Below are 19360 nucleotides of genomic sequence, written 5' to 3'. Positions count from 1 at the left end.
AACCCCAATACCCCTAATTTCCGACTCCGGACCAATTGCAATCACACGCCAATTCGGAGACTGTGACGTCTTTAAACCAGCACGTTATCTAGTAAGCCGACGGACCTTCACATGAATTCAGCAATTGACACTCTGCTTTCCATTCTCGATCTGGAGCAACTGGAGGTAAATCTGTTCCGGGGCACAAGTCCAAAGGAGGGATGGCAGCGGGTCTTTGGTGGCCAGGTGATTGGTCAGGCCCTCGTTGCAGCATCGCGCACAGTGCCGCCGGATCGCTTCGCCCATTCTCTGCAATGCTATTTCATGCGACCGGGCGATCCCACCACGCCCATCATCTACCAAGTGGACAATCTGCGCGACGGCCAGTCCTTTGTCACGCGCCGTGTGCTGGCGATCCAGCATGGCGAGGCGATTTTTGCCATGTCGGCCTCCTTTCATAAAAAGGAAGAAAGCTTTGCTCATCAGATGGGCATGCCTGACGTACCCGCGCCGGAAGACCTCGCCACAGAAAAAGACGTCTTTGAGGCGCTGATGACCAAGGCTCCGGATGACATCAAAGGCTATTTCCGGCGCACACGGCCCATCGAATTGCGCCCGGTGAATATCGAGCATTACACGACCAACAAGAAGCTCGATCCGATCCAGCATGTTTGGGTTCGAACAACCTCAAAACTGCCAGATGATCCGGCCATTCACAAATGCGCTCTGGCCTATGCCTCCGACATGACCCTGCTCGACACATCGCTGTTTGCCCATGGCCGCTCGGTATTCCACGAGGACATCAGCGCAGCAAGCCTTGACCATGCCATGTGGTTTCATGCCGACTTTAAGGCGGACGAATGGCTGCTCTATTCCCAGGACAGTCCATGGGCCGGCGGCGCGCGCAGTTTCAATCGCGGATCCATTTTTCGCCGCGACGGGGTTTTGGTCGCCTCTACTGTTCAGGAAGGACTAATTCGCAAAGTGAGCATATAAGTGGCACTGCAGACGGACGCTCGCCAGACGAATTAACCATATCGCCCAAAGCTTGAGCAGTTTAAACTCTTGAAATGACTCCCCACCGGGCCATGATTTGAAAATCGAGGCATTTAACTGGACAAAAATTGTGCAATTTATATTTTTTGAGCGTTTTTTAGTCAAAATTGGTCGTTGCACAATTATCAAGCAAGCCACATTTCCAAACTCAAATTCCCGATTTCAACGCGTTTTCAGTAGCTTAACAAAAAGTTACTGAAATTGGCACGGCTCTTGAAAGAGCAAGGGGGATGAAACGAAAAAGCCCGACCCGAATTCGCCTGACATTTGGGGAGGTATCGTCAAAAAAGAAACCCAATGAGGGACATGAGAGAGTGCCATGAAGTTCATTATCGCCATTATCAAGCCATTCAAGCTAGAAGCCGTGCGCGAAGCGCTGTCCGCTGAAGGCATTGAAGGCCTGACCGTGACGGAAGTCAAAGGCTTTGGTCGTCAACGGGGTCACACCGAAATCTATCGCGGGACCGAATATTCGGTCAGCTTCCTTCCCAAACTCAAAATCGAAGTTGCCGTTACATCGGACAAGGCTGAAAAGACCATTGAAGCCATCTCCAAGGCAGCGGCCACCGGCCAGATCGGTGATGGCAAGATCTTCGTCACCTCTCTTGAGCATGTCATGCGCATCCGCACCGGCGAAACCGACACCGACGCGCTCTAAGCCAATCCCAGTCAAGTAGAAGCGAAAAATCAAGGACAACCCTATGTCAAAAGTAACCCTTGCCCTTCTTGTTGGCGCAGCTGCCTTTGTGGCGGGCCCGGCCCTTGCACAGGACGCCGCCGCTCCAGCTGCCGAAGTAGCAGCCGCGACCGGCGAAGCTGCTAGTCATACTCAATATATTCTGAACACCTTGCTCTTCTTGATCGGTGGCTTCCTCGTCATGTGGATGGCCGCTGGTTTCGCAATGCTCGAAGCCGGTCTGGTTCGCACCAAGAACGTCTCGATGCAGAGCCTGAAGAACATCGCCCTGTATTCCGTTGCAGGCATCATGTACTACCTGATCGGCTACAACCTGATGTACACCGGCGTTGATGGTGGCTATATCGGTTCCTTCTCCTTCATGTATGGCATCGATGCGGTTGGCGGCAACGCTCTGGATACCGGCTATTCCACCGCATCTGACTGGTTTTTCCAGATGGTGTTCGTGGCAACCGCCGCATCCATCGTGTCCGGTACCCTTGCCGAGCGCATCAAACTGTGGCCTTTCATGATCTTCACAGTGGTCCTGACCGGTTTCATCTACCCAATCGCCGGGTCCTGGCAGTGGGGTGCAGGTTGGCTGTCCGAAATGGGCTTCTCCGATTTCGCCGGTTCCACGCTCGTTCACTCCGTTGGTGGCTGGGCAGCTCTTGCTGGTGCTCTGCTTCTCGGTGCACGTAAAGGCAAATACGCAGCAGATGGCACCGTGAACCCGATGCCTGCTTCCAACGTTGCTCTGGCGACCCTTGGCACGTTCATCCTGTGGCTCGGCTGGTTCGGCTTCAACGGCGCATCCCAGCTCGCTATGGGCACCATTGGTGATGTGACCGACGTTTCCCGCATCTTTGCCAACACCAACATGGCAGCTGCTGGCGGTGTCGTCACGGCAATGATCCTTCTGCAGATCCTCTACAAGAAGGTCGACGTGACCATGGTCCTCAACGGCGCACTGGCTGGCCTTGTTGCCATCACCGCTGAACCGCTGACCCCAACCATTGGTCAGGCCATCATCATCGGCGCCATCGGCGCAGCCATCGTCGTCTTTGCGGTTCCGCTTCTCGACAAGCTGAAAATCGATGACGTTGTCGGCGCAATCCCTGTCCACCTTCTGGCTGGCATCTGGGGCACCATGATTGTTCCGTTCACCAACGATGGCACCTCCTACGTGACCCAGTTCATCGGTGTCGTCTCCTACGGCGTCTTCACCCTTGTCTGCTCGTTCATCGTATGGGGCATCCTGAAAGCCGTCATGGGCATCCGTGTTACCGAAGAAGAAGAATACATGGGTCTCGACAAAGCCGAAATCGGCGTCGAAGCATACCCGGAATTCGGCCACGGCAGCCAGCGCGTATAAGCGATACAAGAGCAGAGCGGAGGCCATCACCTCCTCCGCTCAAAGCTCACTTGCCCACAACTGGGCTCCAGAGGGAGAAACCCGTCGGCAACCACCGGCGGGTTTCTTTTTTTGTCTTTTTGCTCGATCTACATCGCTTCAAGAAGCAAAGAACGGTGCGGCGCCAACGTCACGGCATGAAGGCATAAAAAAAGGGCAGCCGGTCAAGGGCTCCCCACTCGCTGCTGGCCTAAGTGCCGCAGCTTTCGATCATCAGTTTATGTATACTCAGAACTGCATGCTGTCCGCCAGATTGCCGGTCTTTTTGTTCCATTTGGCCTGAACCTGACCGCAGACGAAATTCCTCACCAATTTTTCGGCATCGGGTTCGGCCGTCGCTTCGACCAAGCCAGCGATGCAATCGTCATGCTTTTGGTATTTGGTGATAACCAGCGCCTGATCCTCGGCGTTGGTGCGATCGCGCGCAAGCACAAAGAAACTCCCTCTCCGCCTTTAGAGCTGCTTCAAATGCTGGCCTTCCGCATCGACGATGCGAGTCATGCACGGTGCCGTTTCGACCTTGCTGTATTGCGACGTCATCTCTTGAGATCGCGCCGGAGAGCCAAGAAGCAAAATCGCTCCCAAAAGAGAGCTACCGGCGACAAACCCCATGAACTTAACCGGATCAAAAACAACCATTTTCATCCTCACGACTGATCAGTTGATATTTAAAGTCCAAGCGATTTCAGTGTTTTCCCTCATCGCCCTCGCTTATATGACGCGCTAAGCCCGAAAAAGGTTCCAATAAATACTTAAAATTTGCACAGAGCCGATCACTAAAATTTTGAAGATCAACGCATTTATACGGAAAATTACAGGCGCTTGATCCGGCACAGCAAAGAAAGACGCGTCGCTAGATCAAAGGTTTGTCTTGCACTCACGGCAAAGAAACCCTAAACCGGCAACAACAATCGACCATTGCATGGCGACGTGGGGTTGGCATGCAATTGGTCGGGTCCAACCCTGTCCGATTTATTGCAATCGGGCCGGACGAGCATCAGGCCCCAATTGGAGTTGCAGCCATGAATATCAGCGAAATCCCTGCCGGCAAGAACGCACCGGAAGACATCTTTGTCGTGATTGAAGTGCCAAAGGGTTCTTCTGTAAAATATGAAGTCGAGAAGGATTCCGGTGCCGTCTTTGTGGACCGCTTCCTGTTCACCCCCATGGCCTATCCTTGCGACTATGGCTTCATCCCGAACACCCTTGCCGACGATGGCGACCCGATCGACGTGCTCGTCGTGGGCGATGCCCAGCTCAGCCCCGGTGTGGTCATGCGCGCCCGTCCGATTGGCGTACTGATCATGGAAGATGACGGCGGCAAGGACGAAAAAGTCGTCGCCGTGCCGCACTCCAAGCTGACCAGCCACTACGATCACATCAAGACCTATGAAGATCTGCCCAAAAACCTGATCGAACAGATCAAGCATTTCTTCGAGCACTACAAGGATCTCGAGCCCGGCAAATGGGTCAAAATCGATGACTGGGCCGGCCCGGAAAAAGCCATGGAAATGATTCAGATTTCCATCGACAACGTGAAAAACTAAGGCTGTCTCAAGGTCTTATCGACCGGACAACCAATCCAGACATGAAAAAGCGCGGATACCTTCTGGCATCCGCGCTTTTTTTAATGACAATTCACTTTTGGAAAACGCCCAGGTGCAACCAGACCGTATGCCTATCGCAGCACCACAAGCGCTTTAAAACCGATCAGTAGATACCGGTGCGCAGCAGGTTGCGCACAAAGAAGATGGCCAGCAACAGCACGATCGGCGAAAGATCAAGACCACCCATCACCGGAATGATCCCGCGAATACGCGACAATATCGGCTCGGTCAAACGCCAGCAAACCTCATAGATCGTCGAGACGATCTGGTTGCGCGGATTGACGATGTTGAATGCGAACAGCCAGGAAAACACCGCCGTGGCAATCACAATATAGGTATAGATCGCGAGGACCTGATCAATCAGAAGAATTAGAGCTGTCATATTCACCCTCACAACACTCGGTAGGCCATAGCCCCTTGCGATCACGGTCAACCGGCGGGACAAAGACGGCGCCCAAGCGCCGATAACACGTTTCTCATTTAGCGATCCTGCAACACGGCTGCAAGATCACACCGTAAATTCACCCCAGATTCGCTGAAAAAACACCTTTGGTGAGGAATGCCGGTACCGTCACCCTATTGAAAAGCCCCAATACGGACACAAAACACGCACGCATCGGGGCTTTTTAAAATGTGCTGGCTACGCAAATACCAGATGCCAGCTTATCTTTTAATGGCAAGATGCATGCCAGATACAGAGAACGCGTGGAAAATCAATATATTGATGCATGATCAACCAGCGCCCACAACATACGGCCACACCGGTCGGCACACTAAACAGCTGTTAAGATCTGAGACTTGCAGATTGCAAGAGCCTCTTCGCAAATTGCAAAGCGAATTGACTATCGCGGCTGGCGAGGACCGGCAATCCCGATCCATTGGTCAAGAAAAGCCACAAGCCACCGATCCACAGCCGGGTCATAAAGGAACCGTCCGGCATAGTGGTTGCGCTTTTTCTTCGCGCCGGGATACTTGAGGCGCTCGGAGGCCTTGGTCGTCCAGATATGCATCATGCGCAGGGTCACTTCCGGATGGAACTGCAGCCCGAACGCATTCTCACCATACCGGAAGGCCTGATTGTGGAAGGTGTCACCACTGGCCAGCAACTCCGCCTCCTTGGGCAGAGAAAAACCCTCTCCGTGCCACTGATAGACTTTTTTCGGCCATGACATCAAAGTCTCCCCCGCCTCTGTGGGCCGAATGGGATAATAGCCGATTTCCACCAGATCCTTCGGATGGGCCGTTACCTGCCCGCCCAGCTGCTTGGACAGCATCTGACCGCCAAGGCAAATGCCCAGAAATGGCTTATTGTCCCGCAAGGGCACCGAAATCCAGTCGGTTTCGCGCTTGATGAAGGCGTCGGGATCATTGGCGCTCATGGGGCCACCGAAGATCACCGCCCCGGCATGCGCGTCCATGCTTTTGGGCAACGGATCACCAAATCGCGGTCGACGAATGTCAAGCTTGAAGCCCCGTCCCTCGAGCATTGTGCCCACACGGCCAGGTATCGAGGTCTCCTGATGCAGGATTATGAGAACCCTGTCTCCGTCCGCCCTCTTGATACCGCTCATTCTTCAGGCTGCTCCGCCTGCGCCTGAACATGCTGCCGCATCCGGATGCGTTCCCGCCTGGAAACGCCGAGCAGCTCGGACACCCGCCAGACCATATTGTCTTCGAATTCGTCGATCTGACCATCCGCAAACACCAGCTCCCACATCATTTCGATGATTTGGTTCCGGCCTTCGTCATCAAGGTCGCGTTTCAGAACCGATGTGAAGTGATAGAAGTCGACCGCTTCCTTGTCCCGTTGATGCGCAAAAGCAATCAATTCGGCAGTTTCATCATCGGAGAGCGAGAATTTCTCTCTCAAAACCGATTTCAGCACCGCCTGTTCCCGCTCGTCGATCACACCATCAACTGATACAAGATGCACGAGCAAAGCGGCTGTTGCGACCCGGGGATCTCCATCGGCGAAGAGCTGGCTGTCTTCTGTCTCGCCCGCCAATTCGCGGAACATTTCCATGAGTTTTTCAAACATTCGATAATCCAATCCATTCAGCAAAGGCGTGCGGGGGTAAGTAAGTGTCTAGGTAATTGATGAGAACACTGATTCAAGCCTTTACCGTTCCTATGCAGTGAGCATAACGCCTCAAAACCTTCTTTCAACATGAATAATCCCGTTTTTGGTCCGGCAAGGCAAGACATGGCCCCATTCAGTGATTAGGATAGCACCGTGAACAAATCAGAATTTGCAACCGGGCAGCAATTTGATCAACAAACCCGACCAAGGGGGGAAGCAAACAATGAAACAAAGAAAGTTGGGTGCCACCGGTTTTCAGGTGAGCGAAGTGGGTCTTGGTTGCTGGCAGCTGGGCGCCGACTGGGGTGCGCCGGTTGCTGAGGAGACCGGCCTGTCGATTCTTGAGGCCGCATATGATCAGGGCGTCACGTTTTTCGACACCGCCAACGTCTACGGCGCGGGCAAGAGCGAAGAGCTGATCGGCAAATTCCTCAAGTCAAAACCGTCCGCAGACATTCGCGTGGCGACGAAATTCGGGCGTGGCGACGTCTATCCCGATAACTACACCAAGGAAACCCTGCGCGCTGGCATCGACGAATCCCGCAAGCGTCTTGGCATGGATTGCCTCGATCTGATCCAGCTCCACTGCATCCCGACCGAAGTCATGCGCGAGGGCGCGATTTTCGACTGGCTGCGTGAACTCAAGGACCAAGGTGTGATCCGCCACTTTGGTGCCAGCGTGGAAACCGTCGAAGAAGGCCTCATGTGCATCAAGCAGGACGGCCTTCTCAGCCTGCAGGTCATCTACAACCTATTCCGCCAGAAGCTGACCAAGGAGCTGTTGCCAGAGGCACAGGCCAAGGGCGTAGGCATCATCGTTCGCCTGCCGCTCGCCAGTGGCATCCTGTCCGGCAAATTCTCTGCCGCCACGACTTTTGCGGAAAATGACCACCGCAATTTCAACCGTGACGGTCAGGCCTTCAACGTGGGTGAAACCTTCGCCGGTGTGCCATTTGAGATCGGCCTGCAGCTGGTTGATGAACTCAAGGGCTTGATACCCGAAGGCATGTCGATGGCAGAAGCAGCACAGCGCTGGATCCTTGATCACGAGGCTATCTCGACGATCATCCCCGGCGCGAGCAAGCCCGAGCAGGCCGGTCGCAACGCGGCCATCTCCAGCCTGCCGCCACTCTCTGAGAATCTGCATCGAGAACTCACCACCTTCTACGAAGACAAGATCGCACAGCATGTGCGCGGCGCTTACTAGGAGCTGAGTGACCGGCAGATTGCCGCAAAAACCCAAGCCATGGAAACCCGGCTGCAATGGTTGCCGGGTTTTTTGCATCCAGTGGCGCGTTCACCGGTCTCGTTCCCTGCCCCGGCAGTCCGCCGTCCCGACCCCACTTGCCAGATTTGCCCTTGTCTCTCCTGAGTATTTTTGTCAGGCGAACATCAAACTCACGGATACCTATAAGGACGCCCCTGCCTTCGTTATACTCTCGGTGATCGAACCAAGAGCAGATACACCCCAAAGCACCAAAAAGAGAAGCACCATGCCGTCTCAGAAAGATCTGATTGTCACGCTTCGCGCCATTGTTGGCGCAAGACATGTACTGACTGGAGAGAAACAAACGGAACGCTTCCGCAAAGGCTTTCGCTCCGGAGAAGGGGCGGCGCTTTGCGTTATCCAGCCGGGGACTTTGCTCGAATTCTGGCAGTGTCTTGAGGCCATCGCGCGGGCAGACAAGATCATCATCATCCAGGCCGCCAATACGGGCCTGACCGAAGGCTCGACGCCCAATGGCACCTATGATCGCGACGTGGTGCTGATCAACACCCGCCGCATGGACAAGCTGCAAAGCCTTGGAGACGGAGAGCAGGTCGTTTCCTTCCCCGGTTCGACCCTGTTTGCGCTTGAAAAGCTTCTGGATCCGTTGGATCGCCAACCCCACTCGGTGATCGGCTCCTCCTGCATCGGAGCCTCCGTCATTGGCGGGATCTGCAACAATTCCGGCGGCGCGCTGATCGAGCGCGGCCCGTCCTACACCGAACTCTCGCTATTTGCACGCATCAGCGAAGACGGCACGCTGGAACTGGTCAATCATCTCGGCATCGATCTGGGAGAAACGCCAGAAGAAATCCTCACCCGCCTCGAAGCCGACGACTATGATAGCCGCGCCATCGAGGAGACCAATCGCAAGGCTTCGGATACGGACTATGCCGCCCGCGTGCGCGAGGTCGAAGCCCAGACCCCGGCCCGCTTTAACGCCGACAAACGCCGCCTCTATGAAGCCTCCGGGTGCGCAGGCAAACTCGCCGTGTTCGCGGTCCGCCTCGATACCTATCCCAAAAACAAGACTGAAAAGACCTTTTATATCGGGACAGACAATCCTGACGAACTTGAGGGTCTGCGCCGATCAATCCTTGCCGATTTCGAAACCCTGCCCGTTTCGGCTGAATATATGCACCGGGATATTTTCGACATCACTCGCTCTTACGGCAAGGACACCGTGGTGCTCATCGACAAGCTGGGCACGGACCGCCTGCCGGACTTTTTCGCCCTCAAGGGATGGGTCGACGCGCGCCTGCGAAACATTCGCCCGCTGAGGCACTTCACCGATCAATTCATGCAGTTTCTCTCGCGCCTCTGGCCGGAGATCCTGCCTGAGCGCGTTCTCGCCTTTCGCGACAGGTTTGAACACCATCTGATCCTCAAGATGCATGATGGCGGCATAGAAGAGGCCAGAGCATTGCTGAACGACCTGACAAAACGGTCGGGGATCGATTTCTTCGAGTGCGATGCACGTGAAGCCAAAATTGCCGGACTGCACCGCTTTGCCGCCGCAGGGGCTGCCATCCGCTATCAGGCCATCCACTCAGAGGAGGTTGAGGACATTCTGGCGCTCGACATTGCCCTGAGGCGCAACGATCGCAACTGGCTCGAAAGCCTGCCCCCAGCCATCAGCGACCGGCTCAGCCACAAGCTCTACTATGGCCATTTCATGTGCCACGTGCTGCATCAGGACTATATCGTGAAAAAGGGCGAAGATCCCAAAGCCATCAAGGAAGAGATGCTCAAGATCCTCAATCTACGCGGTGCGGAATACCCGGCTGAGCACAATGTCGGCCATCTCTATACCGCCAAACAAAGTCTGGCCCATTTCTACCGCGAGATCGATCCCACCAACAGCTTCAATCCAGGCATCGGCAAGATGTCGCGCTGCAAGCACTATCATTGATCGCTGCAAGCCCGACAGCCACTTGATTTGAAGAATAGAAAATACGCCATTTAAGTTTTGGTGCATAGATGAGAAGCCTTTATGGTGATCTGAAAATAATACGAGAAGTAAATCATCTATGCATCATTTGAACATTTATACATTTTTTTCACGAAGACTTCACAAACCAGCCCACAAGCCCGGCATAGATGATCCGTTTTGTAGAGATTAGGTTTCTTAAATTTTATTAACCATAAACTACATGACAAAACCTTTTCAAAACCAAATAGAACAGGTTAGTTATAACTCAATAGCTTAATTAGTTTGCAATCGATTGCATCAGGCAATGATAGTGGCAGAATATCCATGCGTGCCAAAGGTGAAAATCCTTTGGTGCAAACCGCCTTGCCTTTACTATAAATTGTTTTTTCTTTGATACACCGATTATTGACGAACTTTTAAAGTTGCAACCAAAGTCATTTGGGCCAATGCCGAAATTGGCTTCCAAATGTCGCGAAATTTGATCACGAAACGAGGCCAAGCAGTATCATGAGTTTTTTGGTTCGACATCTCACCGACTATTCCAACCCCAATTCCCTTGGGTCACGCATGCGCGCGAAACGCATGAGGCGTATCGAAGAGATTCTCAAGGATGTCATCAATGAAAAGGGCAGCGCGACAATCCTCGATGTTGGCGGCCTGATGCAATATTGGATGGCACTCGACAATGACTTGGCCGAGCATTGCCACGTCATCGTCCTCAGCGACGAACCCTCAGAAGGCCATTTCGACGACCTGGCTGGCGGCTTTGTCGGCACCTCGGAATTTCGTCAAGGAGACGGCTGCAACCTGTCTGAATATGCCGATTGCGAATTCGATCTGGTACATTCGAACTCGGTTGTCGAGCATGTCGGAAACTTTGATCGCAAAAAGCAGTTTTCCATCGAAACCAAGCGGGTTGGCCGCAATTATTATGTACAGACGCCGAACCTGTGGTTCCCGATTGATCCGCACTATCTGCTGCCCTTCGTCCACTGGGTCGCGGCGCCCTATCGCTTCAAACGACTGGCGCACAAGGGGCTCGGCCCGCGCAATCCGGCGATGCACGATTACGAAAGAGCCGTGCATTATATCGAGCATACCGACATTCTCGACAAGGAGCTGTTCACACATCTCTTCTCGGACTGTGAGATCTTCTATGAAAAGGCAGGTCCGCTCATCAAATCCTTCATTGGCATTCGCCGCGCACCAAAGCAATCCTGATCCCGTCAAACATCTGGCATGACGCTTTGAAAGCAGGCAGGAAATCCGGTCTGGAAGAGAAAAATGGTGCTGCTGATAGGACTTGAACCTACGACCCACGCATTACGAATGCGTTGCTCTACCAACTGAGCTACAGCAGCAAACTGTTTGTCGGGCAGGACGTGCCCGGATTGTCGAGATCAGACGTGAGATCAACCAAAGGCTGGAAGCGTGCCCAATCGCGACGACGCGAAAACAGGTGGCCTCTCTTAGCCAATTCCCTCGCGGCTGGCAAGAGGCAAAGCCCGCGATTGTGGGTGAATTGGGCAAAGCATAAACAGCCGAATGAAACAAAGACCTCAAGCAGCAAAAAGCCCGGCCTGAAAAGGCCGGGCTTTTTTTGTCTAGCAATCAGAAAAGACGGAAGCGTTTTTCCGGTGTCGGCGGCAAGATATTGCCGTTGGCGTCTTTCTTCGGCCCCGGATCATCCGGCGGATGGGAAAGGGCAAACTGGACCTCTTTCTCCTTTTCCGATTTTGGTTCGGCCTCAGCCTTATCTGCGTCCTTGTTATCGTCCTCGGCTTGGTCTGCCTCGGCAACAGCTTCGGGGCCATTCTTGGCCGCGACATCTTCGTCAGAGACAACGGCAGCAGGCGGCAGATCCTCGGTCACGCGTTCCGCCCGCTCGTCAGTAGCCTTTGGCTCTTCTTGATCCGTCTCAGCTGGTGCTGCAACGACGTCCTCTTCAGGCTTGATATCGGCAATGTCCTCAATATCATCCTTGGTGTCAGCGGCTTCTGGTTTGATCTCTTCAACCCGGTCAGCTGAAATCAGCACCATATGCTCTTCCGACGGTTCGTCTTCAGGTGCATCCAGCGGTTCGATCATCGGCTGACTCTCGGAGGCCGGCTCACGCACAGGCACCTTCCACTCGAAGACATCAAGCTTGCCGGTGACCGGAGAGGTTGGCTGCCAGCTGTCACTGACTTCACCATCCGCAATCCAGACCGGATCGCGATGCGCTCCGACCGAACGGGCAAGCCACTGCCGTACAAGGCCAAAATCGTTGTTCTCGCCTTCTTCCAGCTCGGCCATCAGCATGCAAAGCCGCGGCGTCAGATGTTCGGCCACGAGCGGTTCGAGCATTCTGCGGGCATCAGACCATTCACGCGCATCGAGACAAGCCCGTGCCAGCGCGATTTTGGACTCGGTATGGTCAGGCATCAGGGCATAGAGTGAGCGGATGCGCTTGAGACGCTCGACCGCTGTATCGCCGCTCTTGATGAAGGCATAGGTTTTTGCCAATTCGGGATGCGGCTCAATCCGCCATGCCGCCTCGATCAATTTCGATGCCTTGCGATAGTCGCCGCTCTCATTGAGAAGATCGGCAGCGCGCGTTACAGCTGGCACAAGACTAGGCGTCAGCTTGCAAGCCTCCAGCAGCAGAACCTTCATGTCAGGTGCTGCCGCCTCGTTGTCTTCCATCTCCATGGCCTGCGCGGTCAGGATGACGGCCCGCTGACGGCGGAACTGATCCTTCGTCACATGCTTGTTGGCCTGATTCTGCGACAGCGTGATCAAGGCACCTTTCCAGTCACCCGACGCGGTCTGCATGTCAAACAGCGCGGAACCGGCCCAGCCCGGCGTCTTCTTGCCATCGCCAGTCGCAGACCTTGCCATTTCCATGGCTTCGTCCGCATCGCCCCGGCGCTGGGCTTCGATATAAAGGCCACGTCGACCCAAGGCCCGGGTTTCGTCCAGATCCAGCATGGCTTCAAAGCTTCGCCGTGCCGTGGTCGCATCACCCGCAAGCTGGGCAGTCTGAGCTTCCAGCATCAGGGTCATCGGCTCGTCACCCAGCATCTTGCGAGCGCGAGACGCATATTTTTTGGCGCGAGCGAGATCGCCAACGCCGACGGCAATCATGCCCGTGGACAGCGCCTTGTACCCCTTGTCCCGGCGACGACCGGAAAAGAAGCCTGAAACGGCCCCCGGCGATTTCCACAGCGAGCGCACGACCACCCAGAGAATGACCGCCAGTGCCATCGCTGACACAAGCAGCAGAAAGCCGACAAGAAGCGAAACCTCGATTCCCGAATCCATCCACGGCCAATTGATGATAATCTCTCCGGGACGATCAGCCAGCCAAGCACCGCCAAAGGCGATCGCCAGCAAAACCGCAAAGAAGATGAGTGTCTTGATCATAACTTGTGCTCCTCACCTCAACTCGCGTTTGCCATGGCGTCAGTGCCAAATTCCGCGCGAATGTCACTCATGGCCGCATCGACAGCGATCCGTGCCTTCAATCCCTTGATCCAGTCGGCTCCCGCCTCGGCGTTTTTCGCCTCGGGTGGCAACGCATCCCAGACCTCAGCGGCCTTGACGAGATTGCCTTGTTCGACGTGATACTCGAGCACCCCGAGTTGACTGGTCAGGCTCTCGCCTGTCTTCTCACCATTCAGGGACTTGACCTTCACAAGGCTTTGCGCATTGAGAAGAAGCTTGTCGATGAGCGTCGCCGCTCCAGCGTCTTTTGCTTCTCTTAGCACCTTGTCGTAAACATTCCGGAAATTGGCCGCGAGTTGTTCCTTCGTGGGTGCGCCAGTGCTGGCATACTGCCGCAAGGTGGTGACACCCTCATGCGCGCCAACAACATCGGCAAAAGTGGCCAGCGCCAGAGAGTAGTCAGCACCGGACGCGACCGCATTCTCAAGACCGGCAAGCGCAATGGTTCGCGCCGAACTTTGCATCCTTTCAGACAGATTGTTTTCTTCCAGCGAAGAGACCCGCGTTGAGATCTGCTCGGTTGCCGACTTCATCTCGGTCTGGAAATTCGAAAGATCTGTCACCACATCGTTGATCCGGCGATCCGCAGACGACAGAATATCGCTCCGTGCCTGCTCAATGGTCTGATCGATCTGGTTGCTCTGCTCGGCCGCCTTGGCTTCGATCAGAACTCTCTGGGCCTCAGTTTCGGTTTCCAACTGATCGAGGTTGACTTGCGCCGTTTCGACCCGCTCCTTGAGCGCTTCCAGCTCTTCGACGCGCTGAGCAAGATTGGCCAGCGCCGCATTGGTGACCTGTTCGTTGACCGGCGCATCGGGATTGGCATCGGCATCCGGGGTCAACAGACCCTCAAGACGATCGGACAGGGCCGCAACCTCACCCTCGACGCGGTCAATCTCGGACTGGATCGAGCCCGCATCAACTCTGGGCACTTCGGCAAGCTCTTTCTTTAAGAGCGCAACATCTGACGCCAGTGCAGATAGCTGTTCATCCTGTGCCACAAGCCGTGTCTCGTCTCCTGGCGGCGGAACAAGGCCCTGCTGCAGACCAAGATAGCCAAGAGCGACAATCGCCACACCGCCCAGCAACCCACCGGCAAAACCGCCACCGAACCCGGATTTTGAAGGAGCGGTACTTTCAGAAGCAGGCGGAGGAGGCGGAGGCGTCGAACCCTTTTCACCATCATCCGTTCTATTATCCGATTGCGCTTCCTTATTGGCTTTGGACTTGGCTTCAGTCTCGGCTCTGGCATAGGCAGCAACGATATCATCGGAATCGGAATCCGGTGCGTCCCCCTGATCAGCGTCATCGGACGAAGATGGTGCATCCGCACCACCGGTTCCACCGGAACCGTCCTCGCCCTCATGATCGTGTGGTGCGTCACCATCGGCCAGAACGACATCATCCTCTGCCGGTGCACGGGTCTCGGCCTCTGACGATGGATCATCCTGCGATGGCTCAGAGGTCTCCGGAGCCTCGCGCTCGGTGACATCCTCTGCTGTCAGATCGATGGTTTTGGCTGCCTTGGAGGCACCCCTGGTCCTGCTATCGGATTTGCGAGCTGTCATACCATTCCTCAATTCCCGGGAAAGCCGGGGTGGTCACATCTCAAGCGCGGTGCCACCGTCTGATCAGGGCATCGGCCTTGTAGAAATCATGCACATGCCGGACGTGCTTACCGGAGCCATCGGTGCGAAGGCATGTGTTGCGGAGCAATATCGCCCCATCCCCGTCCAAAATCTATACGACCAAGCATAAACACCAGATTATGGAATCTCTATTCTCATAATTAGTTATGGTGTTTTTTTACACATGCAAGAAGAGCCGCCTCATTCGGCATTTCTGACACATGGGTAACAAAGCCTGATCCTTGCAGTCGTGCCGCGACAGACTCGGAGAGGCAGAAAAAAGGAACCCTGCCCAGCTTATCCCTCAATCCGTCCGCTTCCAAGAGCCGAGCCAAAATCTCCGCCGACCGTGTCGAATAGACCAAGATGCCTGCAAGATCTCCAGCCTTTATCGCAGCAATCGCCTTATCCGGCAGCCCACTTCTGGCCACCATCCGATAGATCTCGATGAGACAGACCCGAAGGTCCAGTTCCTCAAGATCCTCAGCCAGAGACCCGGAGCGATAATGCCCGGCAGGATAGAGAACAGGCCCACCGCCCACTTCAAGCGACGATTTTAATCGTTCGCCCAAGTCTGCGACGTGCGGCGCGGGTTGATCAATCCGCAAAAACCCCAAGCTTCGGGCAAGATCGGCGGTCTTGGCTCCCACACAGCACAGACGGCAGGCCTTGATTTCATTGATCTCCTCCGCGCTTAGCATCCTAAGAGCATTGCGGGACGTGACAATCACCGCCTGCCACGGCTCATCGGGAAGCACGAAGGGCAGGCTTTCTATATCCATGACGGGCGCACTGACCGCCTCGAGCCCGATAGTGCCAAGCGCCGACACCGTCTGCGCCTGATCGGCCTCTGGTCGTGTCACAAGGATCCGCTTTTTCAAAGTCGCCCGCATCACCTATCTGCTCCCGCCTGAAAGGATATTGGCCAAAGAGACGGGCTCAGTGGTTCGAAGCTGCAAGCACCGCCTCAAAAAAGGCAGATCCGGCTTTCGTCCTCAGCGCCTCTGCGGCTCTAAGGCCAACGGATGCCGCTTGCGACGCTGGACCGCTCTCGGAAATCTCATGGCTTTCACTGCCATCAGGCAGCAACACCTGCCCCCGGAAGGTCAATTGATTGCCCTCCAACTCGGCAAGCCCGGCAATCGGCGTCCGGCATGACCCATCAAGCGCGCCCAGAAAAGCCCGTTCGCAAGCAAGTGCCAATTCGGTCTTTTCATCGTGAATGCTGGCGAGAAGGTTGAACGTTGCCTCATCGCCCACCCGCGTCTCAATGCTGATCGCGCCCTGACCGACCGCAGGCAGAAATTCCTCTGGCGCAATGGGAGAGGCGGCAAGCGAGGCAAGCCCCAGCCGCTGAAGCCCTGCACAGGCCAGAAGCGTCGCATCGGCAACGCCCTTGTCGAGTTTCTCAAGGCGCGTCTGCACATTACCGCGATACATCACCACTTCCAGATCCGGACGAAGGCGCTTGACCATCGCCTGACGTCTGAGCGACGAGGTCCCGACAATCGCTCCGGACGGCATCTCGGCCATGGATTGGAATTTGCGGGAAATGAAGGCATCGCGCACATCTTCCCGCGGCAGAAAGATCTTCAGCTCCAGCCCCTCAGGCAGAACCGTCGGCATGTCCTTGGTGGAATGCACCGCCAGATCAATCCGGCCATCCATCAGCGCCTCTTCGATTTCTTTGGTGAAAAGCCCCTTGCCACCTGCCTCCGACAGCGGTCGGTCAAGAATCACATCGCCCGTGGTCTTGATTTCGACGATTTCGAAATCCCGTTCCGCCAAACCATGCGCCTCCATCAGGCGCGTTCTGGTTTCATAGGCCTGTGCCAGTGCAAGCTTGCTGCCTCTGGTACCGATTTTGATGGGAGTGGAGTGCATACCTAACGCTTTCAAGTCTCTTTGTCGTGGCCCCATTGGAAGAATCAGCAGCGGGGACAACTGGTCACAAGAACCGGCATTTGCCCCCAAACGGGCAGAAAGGGGATGCCAATCTCGCAGCTTTGCTCTAATACATGAGCCATGTTAGCAATCATCGACCGTTTGAACCAACAGGCAACATGGCTATTGGCGCAAACCATAGAGGCAACCAAGTCACCCGCGCAATGATCGTTTTGGGCATAGAAACAAGTTGTGATGAAACTGCGGCCGCAGTCGTGCGTCGTCATGCCGATTGTGCTGATGATCCAAAGGCCGGTCAGGGCGAGATTCTCTCCAACGTTGTCCTCAGCCAGATCGAGGATCATGCCGCCTATGGCGGGGTCGTCCCCGAGATCGCCGCCCGCGCCCACGTTGAGGCGCTTGATGGCATCATCAAAGCTGCCATGGACGAGGCTGGCGTCGGCTTTTCCGACCTCGATGGTATTGCTGCCACATCAGGCCCCGGTCTTATCGGCGGGGTTCTGGTCGGGCTGATGAGCGCCAAGGCCATCGCCGCAGCCCATGATCTGCCGCTGATTGCTGTCAACCACCTCGAAGGTCATGCGCTCACGGCTCGCCTCTCCAACAATGCCCCCTTCCCTCACCTTTTGTTGCTCGTCTCGGGTGGGCACAGCCAGATCCTGCTGGTGCGCGGCGTCGGTAATTATGAACGATGGGGCACCACCATTGATGATGCGCTCGGCGAAGCCTTTGACAAGACGGCAAAACTCCTTGGCCTTCCCTATCCGGGCGGCCCGAAGGTGGAAGACGCAGCCCTCAGAGGAGACCCCAAACGCTTCGCACTGCCGCGCTCCATGAAGGGCCGCGAAGGATTTGATTTTTCCTTCTCGGGTCTGAAAAGCGCCGTGCGCCGCGAAGCCGAAAAGATCGCACCCCTGTCCGATCAGGATGTGGCAGATCTCTGCGCCTCTTTTCAGGCCGCCATTTGCGACATTCTCAGCGACCGCATCGGCAAGGCTCTGGCGGAATTCAAAGTCCGTTTTCCAGAAATCGAGACACCGCAATTGATCGTGGCAGGCGGTGTTGCAGCCAACAAGGCCATTCGTTCCACTCTCGAAACGATTTTGACGGATGCAGGCGCAGAGATGATCGCGCCGCCGATCCGCCTTTGTACGGACAATGGGGCCATGATCGCATGGGCCGGTGCCGAACGGCTGGCCCTTGGCCTCACCGACCCGCTCAACGCCCCCGCCCGTCCGCGCTGGCCTTTGGACAAGAATGCTGAGGCCAAGATCGGCAAGGGACGCAAGGGAGCCAAGGCATGAGCCAGTTGAGCAACGTCGAACCATTCAAACGCGTCTCGGTGCTCGGCGCTGGCGCATGGGGAACCGCTCTCGCGCTCAATGCGGTGCGCGCCGGCAGAGACGTGGTGCTCTGGGGCCGCAATCACGAAAATCTTCAGTCCATCAGCGGCACCCGGCAATTGCCTGCGTATCTGCCGGACATCACCTTCGATCAGCCGCTTGAAACAACGACCGATGTCACCGAAGCCGCAGATGCGGACTGCATTCTGCTGGTCGCCCCGGCCCAGTCCACTCGCAAGATCGCCGAAGACATCGGCTTTTACGTCAAGAAGGGCACCCCCGTCATCCTCGCCGCCAAGGGATTGGAAAAGGGCACCCAACGCATGATGAGCGAGGTTCTGAGCGATTATCTGCCGCAAGCCGTACCCGCGATCCTGTCCGGGCCGTCCTTTGCTGCCGATGTGGCGCGCGGACTGCCAACCGCCGTGACCATTGCTGCGGGGTCTCACCCCCTTGCCGAACGTCTATGCGCCACCTTGTCGAACACCAGTTTCCGCCCCTATGCGAGCACCGACATGATTGGCGTCCAGCTCGGCGGCGCCCTCAAGAACGTGCTCGCAATCGCCTGCGGCATCGTTGTGGGCAAAAAGCTCGGTGCCAGCGCTCACGCCGCCCTGATGACCCGGGGTTTTGCCGAAATGCAGCGACTTGCACTGAAGGCCGGAGCGCGGGCCGATACGCTGATGGGCCTTTCAGGTTTTGGCGATGTGGCCCTGTCCTGCTCCAACGCCCAGAGCCGCAATTTCTCCTTCGGCTTTGCCCTTGGTGACGGCAAGGACCTGTCCGAGCTACTCGCGCCAGGCGCCAAACTGTCCGAGGGCGCCTTTACCGCCCGTGTCGCCACCGAACTGGCAGACCGTTTCGACGTCGAGATGCCAATCGCTCAAGCCGTAGCGGATGTTCTTGATCGCAAGAGCAGCATCGATGAAGCGGTAACTAGGCTGATGTCCCGCCCGCTGAGGCGAGAGAGCGATCATCATTGACAC

The 19360-nt window shown here is 55.7% G+C and carries 18 protein-coding genes and 1 tRNA gene; 9 read left to right on the top strand and 10 right to left on the bottom strand.

Annotation, left to right across the window (positions count from 1 at the left end; translation table 11 throughout):
* The first annotated feature begins 111 nt into the window (after positions 1–111).
* The 3 genes from tesB to CPH65_RS03770 all read left to right on the top strand — a co-directional run bounded on the left by tesB (position 112) and on the right by CPH65_RS03770 (position 3086).
* A complete protein-coding gene (tesB, locus tag CPH65_RS03780; protein ID WP_096172197.1) occupies positions 112–975 on the top strand; it encodes an acyl-CoA thioesterase II in 864 nt (287 codons plus the stop codon).
* 379 nt (positions 976–1354) lie between these two features.
* Entirely contained in the window at positions 1355–1693 is a 339-nt protein-coding gene (locus CPH65_RS03775; protein WP_096172196.1) for a P-II family nitrogen regulator, read from the top strand.
* A 43-nt stretch (positions 1694–1736) separates the two neighbouring features.
* Positions 1737–3086: an ammonium transporter gene (locus tag CPH65_RS03770; protein ID WP_096172195.1), complete on the top strand. Its 1350-nt coding sequence runs from the start codon at positions 1737–1739 to the stop codon at positions 3084–3086.
* A gap of 267 nt (positions 3087–3353) precedes the next feature.
* Here the strand turns inward: CPH65_RS03770 and CPH65_RS03765 are convergent, their stop codons facing one another.
* Both CPH65_RS03765 and CPH65_RS03760 read right to left on the bottom strand, forming a co-directional pair.
* The gene (locus CPH65_RS03765) at positions 3354–3557 is read right to left on the bottom strand and encodes a hypothetical protein (protein ID WP_096172194.1); all 204 of its coding nucleotides are present in this window, start codon (positions 3555–3557) and stop codon (positions 3354–3356) included.
* A 21-nt stretch (positions 3558–3578) separates the two neighbouring features.
* A complete protein-coding gene (locus tag CPH65_RS03760; protein ID WP_096172193.1) occupies positions 3579–3764 on the bottom strand; it encodes a hypothetical protein in 186 nt (61 codons plus the stop codon).
* A gap of 383 nt (positions 3765–4147) precedes the next feature.
* On the opposite strand from CPH65_RS03760, the gene ppa reads away from it, so the two are divergent.
* On the top strand, positions 4148–4672 hold the full coding sequence (gene ppa, locus CPH65_RS03755) for an inorganic diphosphatase (RefSeq protein WP_096176218.1): 525 nt from the start codon (positions 4148–4150) through the stop codon (positions 4670–4672).
* A 163-nt stretch (positions 4673–4835) separates the two neighbouring features.
* On the opposite strand, the gene CPH65_RS03750 is transcribed toward ppa, so the two are convergent.
* The 3 genes from CPH65_RS03750 to CPH65_RS03740 all read right to left on the bottom strand — a co-directional run bounded on the left by CPH65_RS03750 (position 4836) and on the right by CPH65_RS03740 (position 6770).
* Entirely contained in the window at positions 4836–5114 is a 279-nt protein-coding gene (locus CPH65_RS03750; protein WP_096172192.1) for a YggT family protein, read from the bottom strand.
* 460 nt (positions 5115–5574) lie between these two features.
* Entirely contained in the window at positions 5575–6303 is a 729-nt protein-coding gene (locus CPH65_RS03745) for a glutamine amidotransferase (RefSeq protein ID WP_096172191.1), read from the bottom strand.
* Complete coding sequence (locus CPH65_RS03740) at positions 6300–6770, bottom strand: TerB family tellurite resistance protein (protein ID WP_096172190.1); 471 nt, start codon at positions 6768–6770, stop codon at positions 6300–6302. Before CPH65_RS03740 ends, CPH65_RS03745 begins: the two co-directional genes overlap by 4 nt.
* A 265-nt stretch (positions 6771–7035) precedes the next feature.
* Here CPH65_RS03740 and CPH65_RS03735 point away from each other — a divergent pair, with 265 nt between their 5' ends.
* The 3 genes from CPH65_RS03735 to CPH65_RS03725 all read left to right on the top strand — a co-directional run bounded on the left by CPH65_RS03735 (position 7036) and on the right by CPH65_RS03725 (position 11233).
* Positions 7036–8019: an aldo/keto reductase gene (locus CPH65_RS03735; protein WP_096172189.1), complete on the top strand. Its 984-nt coding sequence runs from the start codon at positions 7036–7038 to the stop codon at positions 8017–8019.
* Between the two features lie 286 nt (positions 8020–8305).
* Complete coding sequence (gene dld / locus CPH65_RS03730) at positions 8306–9991, top strand: D-lactate dehydrogenase (RefSeq protein WP_096172188.1); 1686 nt, start codon at positions 8306–8308, stop codon at positions 9989–9991.
* A gap of 528 nt (positions 9992–10519) precedes the next feature.
* Positions 10520–11233, top strand: coding sequence for a class I SAM-dependent methyltransferase (locus CPH65_RS03725; RefSeq protein ID WP_096172187.1), 714 nt, complete (start codon positions 10520–10522; stop codon positions 11231–11233).
* 64 nt (positions 11234–11297) lie between these two features.
* On the opposite strand, the gene CPH65_RS03720 is transcribed toward CPH65_RS03725, so the two are convergent.
* The 5 genes from CPH65_RS03720 to hemC all read right to left on the bottom strand — a co-directional run bounded on the left by CPH65_RS03720 (position 11298) and on the right by hemC (position 17025).
* Positions 11298–11373: transfer RNA gene (locus CPH65_RS03720), tRNA-Thr, on the bottom strand.
* 250 nt (positions 11374–11623) lie between these two features.
* On the bottom strand, positions 11624–13417 hold the full coding sequence (locus CPH65_RS03715) for a heme biosynthesis protein HemY (RefSeq protein ID WP_096172186.1): 1794 nt from the start codon (positions 13415–13417) through the stop codon (positions 11624–11626).
* Between the two features lie 17 nt (positions 13418–13434).
* The gene (locus tag CPH65_RS03710) at positions 13435–15066 is read right to left on the bottom strand and encodes a hypothetical protein (protein ID WP_096172185.1); all 1632 of its coding nucleotides are present in this window, start codon (positions 15064–15066) and stop codon (positions 13435–13437) included.
* A gap of 221 nt (positions 15067–15287) precedes the next feature.
* On the bottom strand, positions 15288–16019 hold the full coding sequence (locus CPH65_RS03705; protein ID WP_096172184.1) for a uroporphyrinogen-III synthase: 732 nt from the start codon (positions 16017–16019) through the stop codon (positions 15288–15290).
* A gap of 46 nt (positions 16020–16065) precedes the next feature.
* Positions 16066–17025 (bottom strand): hydroxymethylbilane synthase, encoded by a 960-nt coding sequence (gene hemC / locus CPH65_RS03700; protein ID WP_371359415.1) that lies wholly within the window; start codon positions 17023–17025, stop codon positions 16066–16068.
* Positions 17026–17234: 209 nt separating this feature from the next.
* On the opposite strand from hemC, the gene tsaD reads away from it, so the two are divergent.
* Positions 17235–18335 (top strand): tRNA (adenosine(37)-N6)-threonylcarbamoyltransferase complex transferase subunit TsaD, encoded by a 1101-nt coding sequence (tsaD, locus tag CPH65_RS03695; protein ID WP_096172182.1) that lies wholly within the window; start codon positions 17235–17237, stop codon positions 18333–18335.
* Positions 18332–19357 carry an NAD(P)H-dependent glycerol-3-phosphate dehydrogenase gene (locus CPH65_RS03690; RefSeq protein WP_096172181.1) on the top strand — a complete coding sequence of 342 codons (1026 nt, stop codon included), beginning with the start codon at positions 18332–18334 and terminating at the stop codon, positions 19355–19357. The genes tsaD and CPH65_RS03690 overlap by 4 nt, the downstream gene beginning before the upstream one ends.
* Positions 19358–19360 lie beyond the last annotated feature (3 nt).

The sequence above is a fragment of the Cohaesibacter sp. ES.047 genome (assembly GCF_900215505.1).
In the GTDB taxonomy this organism is placed as follows: domain Bacteria; phylum Pseudomonadota; class Alphaproteobacteria; order Rhizobiales; family Cohaesibacteraceae; genus Cohaesibacter.
This window is presented reverse-complemented; position numbering and strand designations above follow the sequence as displayed.

Excerpts from the sequence above, each read along its gene's own strand:
- tesB (WP_096172197.1), top strand. The coding sequence starts at position 112 with ATGAATTCAGCAATTGACACTCTGCTTTCCATTCTCGATCTGGAGCAA.
- CPH65_RS03775 (WP_096172196.1), top strand. The coding sequence starts at position 1,355 with ATGAAGTTCATTATCGCCATTATCAAGCCATTCAAGCTAGAAGCCGTG.
- CPH65_RS03770 (WP_096172195.1), top strand. The coding sequence starts at position 1,737 with ATGTCAAAAGTAACCCTTGCCCTTCTTGTTGGCGCAGCTGCCTTTGTG.
- CPH65_RS03760 (WP_096172193.1), bottom strand. The coding sequence starts at position 3,764 with ATGGTTGTTTTTGATCCGGTTAAGTTCATGGGGTTTGTCGCCGGTAGC.
- ppa (WP_096176218.1), top strand. The coding sequence starts at position 4,148 with ATGAATATCAGCGAAATCCCTGCCGGCAAGAACGCACCGGAAGACATC.
- CPH65_RS03750 (WP_096172192.1), bottom strand. The coding sequence starts at position 5,114 with ATGACAGCTCTAATTCTTCTGATTGATCAGGTCCTCGCGATCTATACC.
- CPH65_RS03745 (WP_096172191.1), bottom strand. The coding sequence starts at position 6,303 with ATGAGCGGTATCAAGAGGGCGGACGGAGACAGGGTTCTCATAATCCTG.
- CPH65_RS03740 (WP_096172190.1), bottom strand. The coding sequence starts at position 6,770 with ATGTTTGAAAAACTCATGGAAATGTTCCGCGAATTGGCGGGCGAGACA.
- CPH65_RS03735 (WP_096172189.1), top strand. The coding sequence starts at position 7,036 with ATGAAACAAAGAAAGTTGGGTGCCACCGGTTTTCAGGTGAGCGAAGTG.
- dld (WP_096172188.1), top strand. The coding sequence starts at position 8,306 with ATGCCGTCTCAGAAAGATCTGATTGTCACGCTTCGCGCCATTGTTGGC.
- CPH65_RS03725 (WP_096172187.1), top strand. The coding sequence starts at position 10,520 with ATGAGTTTTTTGGTTCGACATCTCACCGACTATTCCAACCCCAATTCC.
- CPH65_RS03715 (WP_096172186.1), bottom strand. The coding sequence starts at position 13,417 with ATGATCAAGACACTCATCTTCTTTGCGGTTTTGCTGGCGATCGCCTTT.
- CPH65_RS03710 (WP_096172185.1), bottom strand. The coding sequence starts at position 15,066 with ATGACAGCTCGCAAATCCGATAGCAGGACCAGGGGTGCCTCCAAGGCA.
- CPH65_RS03705 (WP_096172184.1), bottom strand. The coding sequence starts at position 16,019 with ATGCGGGCGACTTTGAAAAAGCGGATCCTTGTGACACGACCAGAGGCC.
- tsaD (WP_096172182.1), top strand. The coding sequence starts at position 17,235 with ATGATCGTTTTGGGCATAGAAACAAGTTGTGATGAAACTGCGGCCGCA.
- CPH65_RS03690 (WP_096172181.1), top strand. The coding sequence starts at position 18,332 with ATGAGCCAGTTGAGCAACGTCGAACCATTCAAACGCGTCTCGGTGCTC.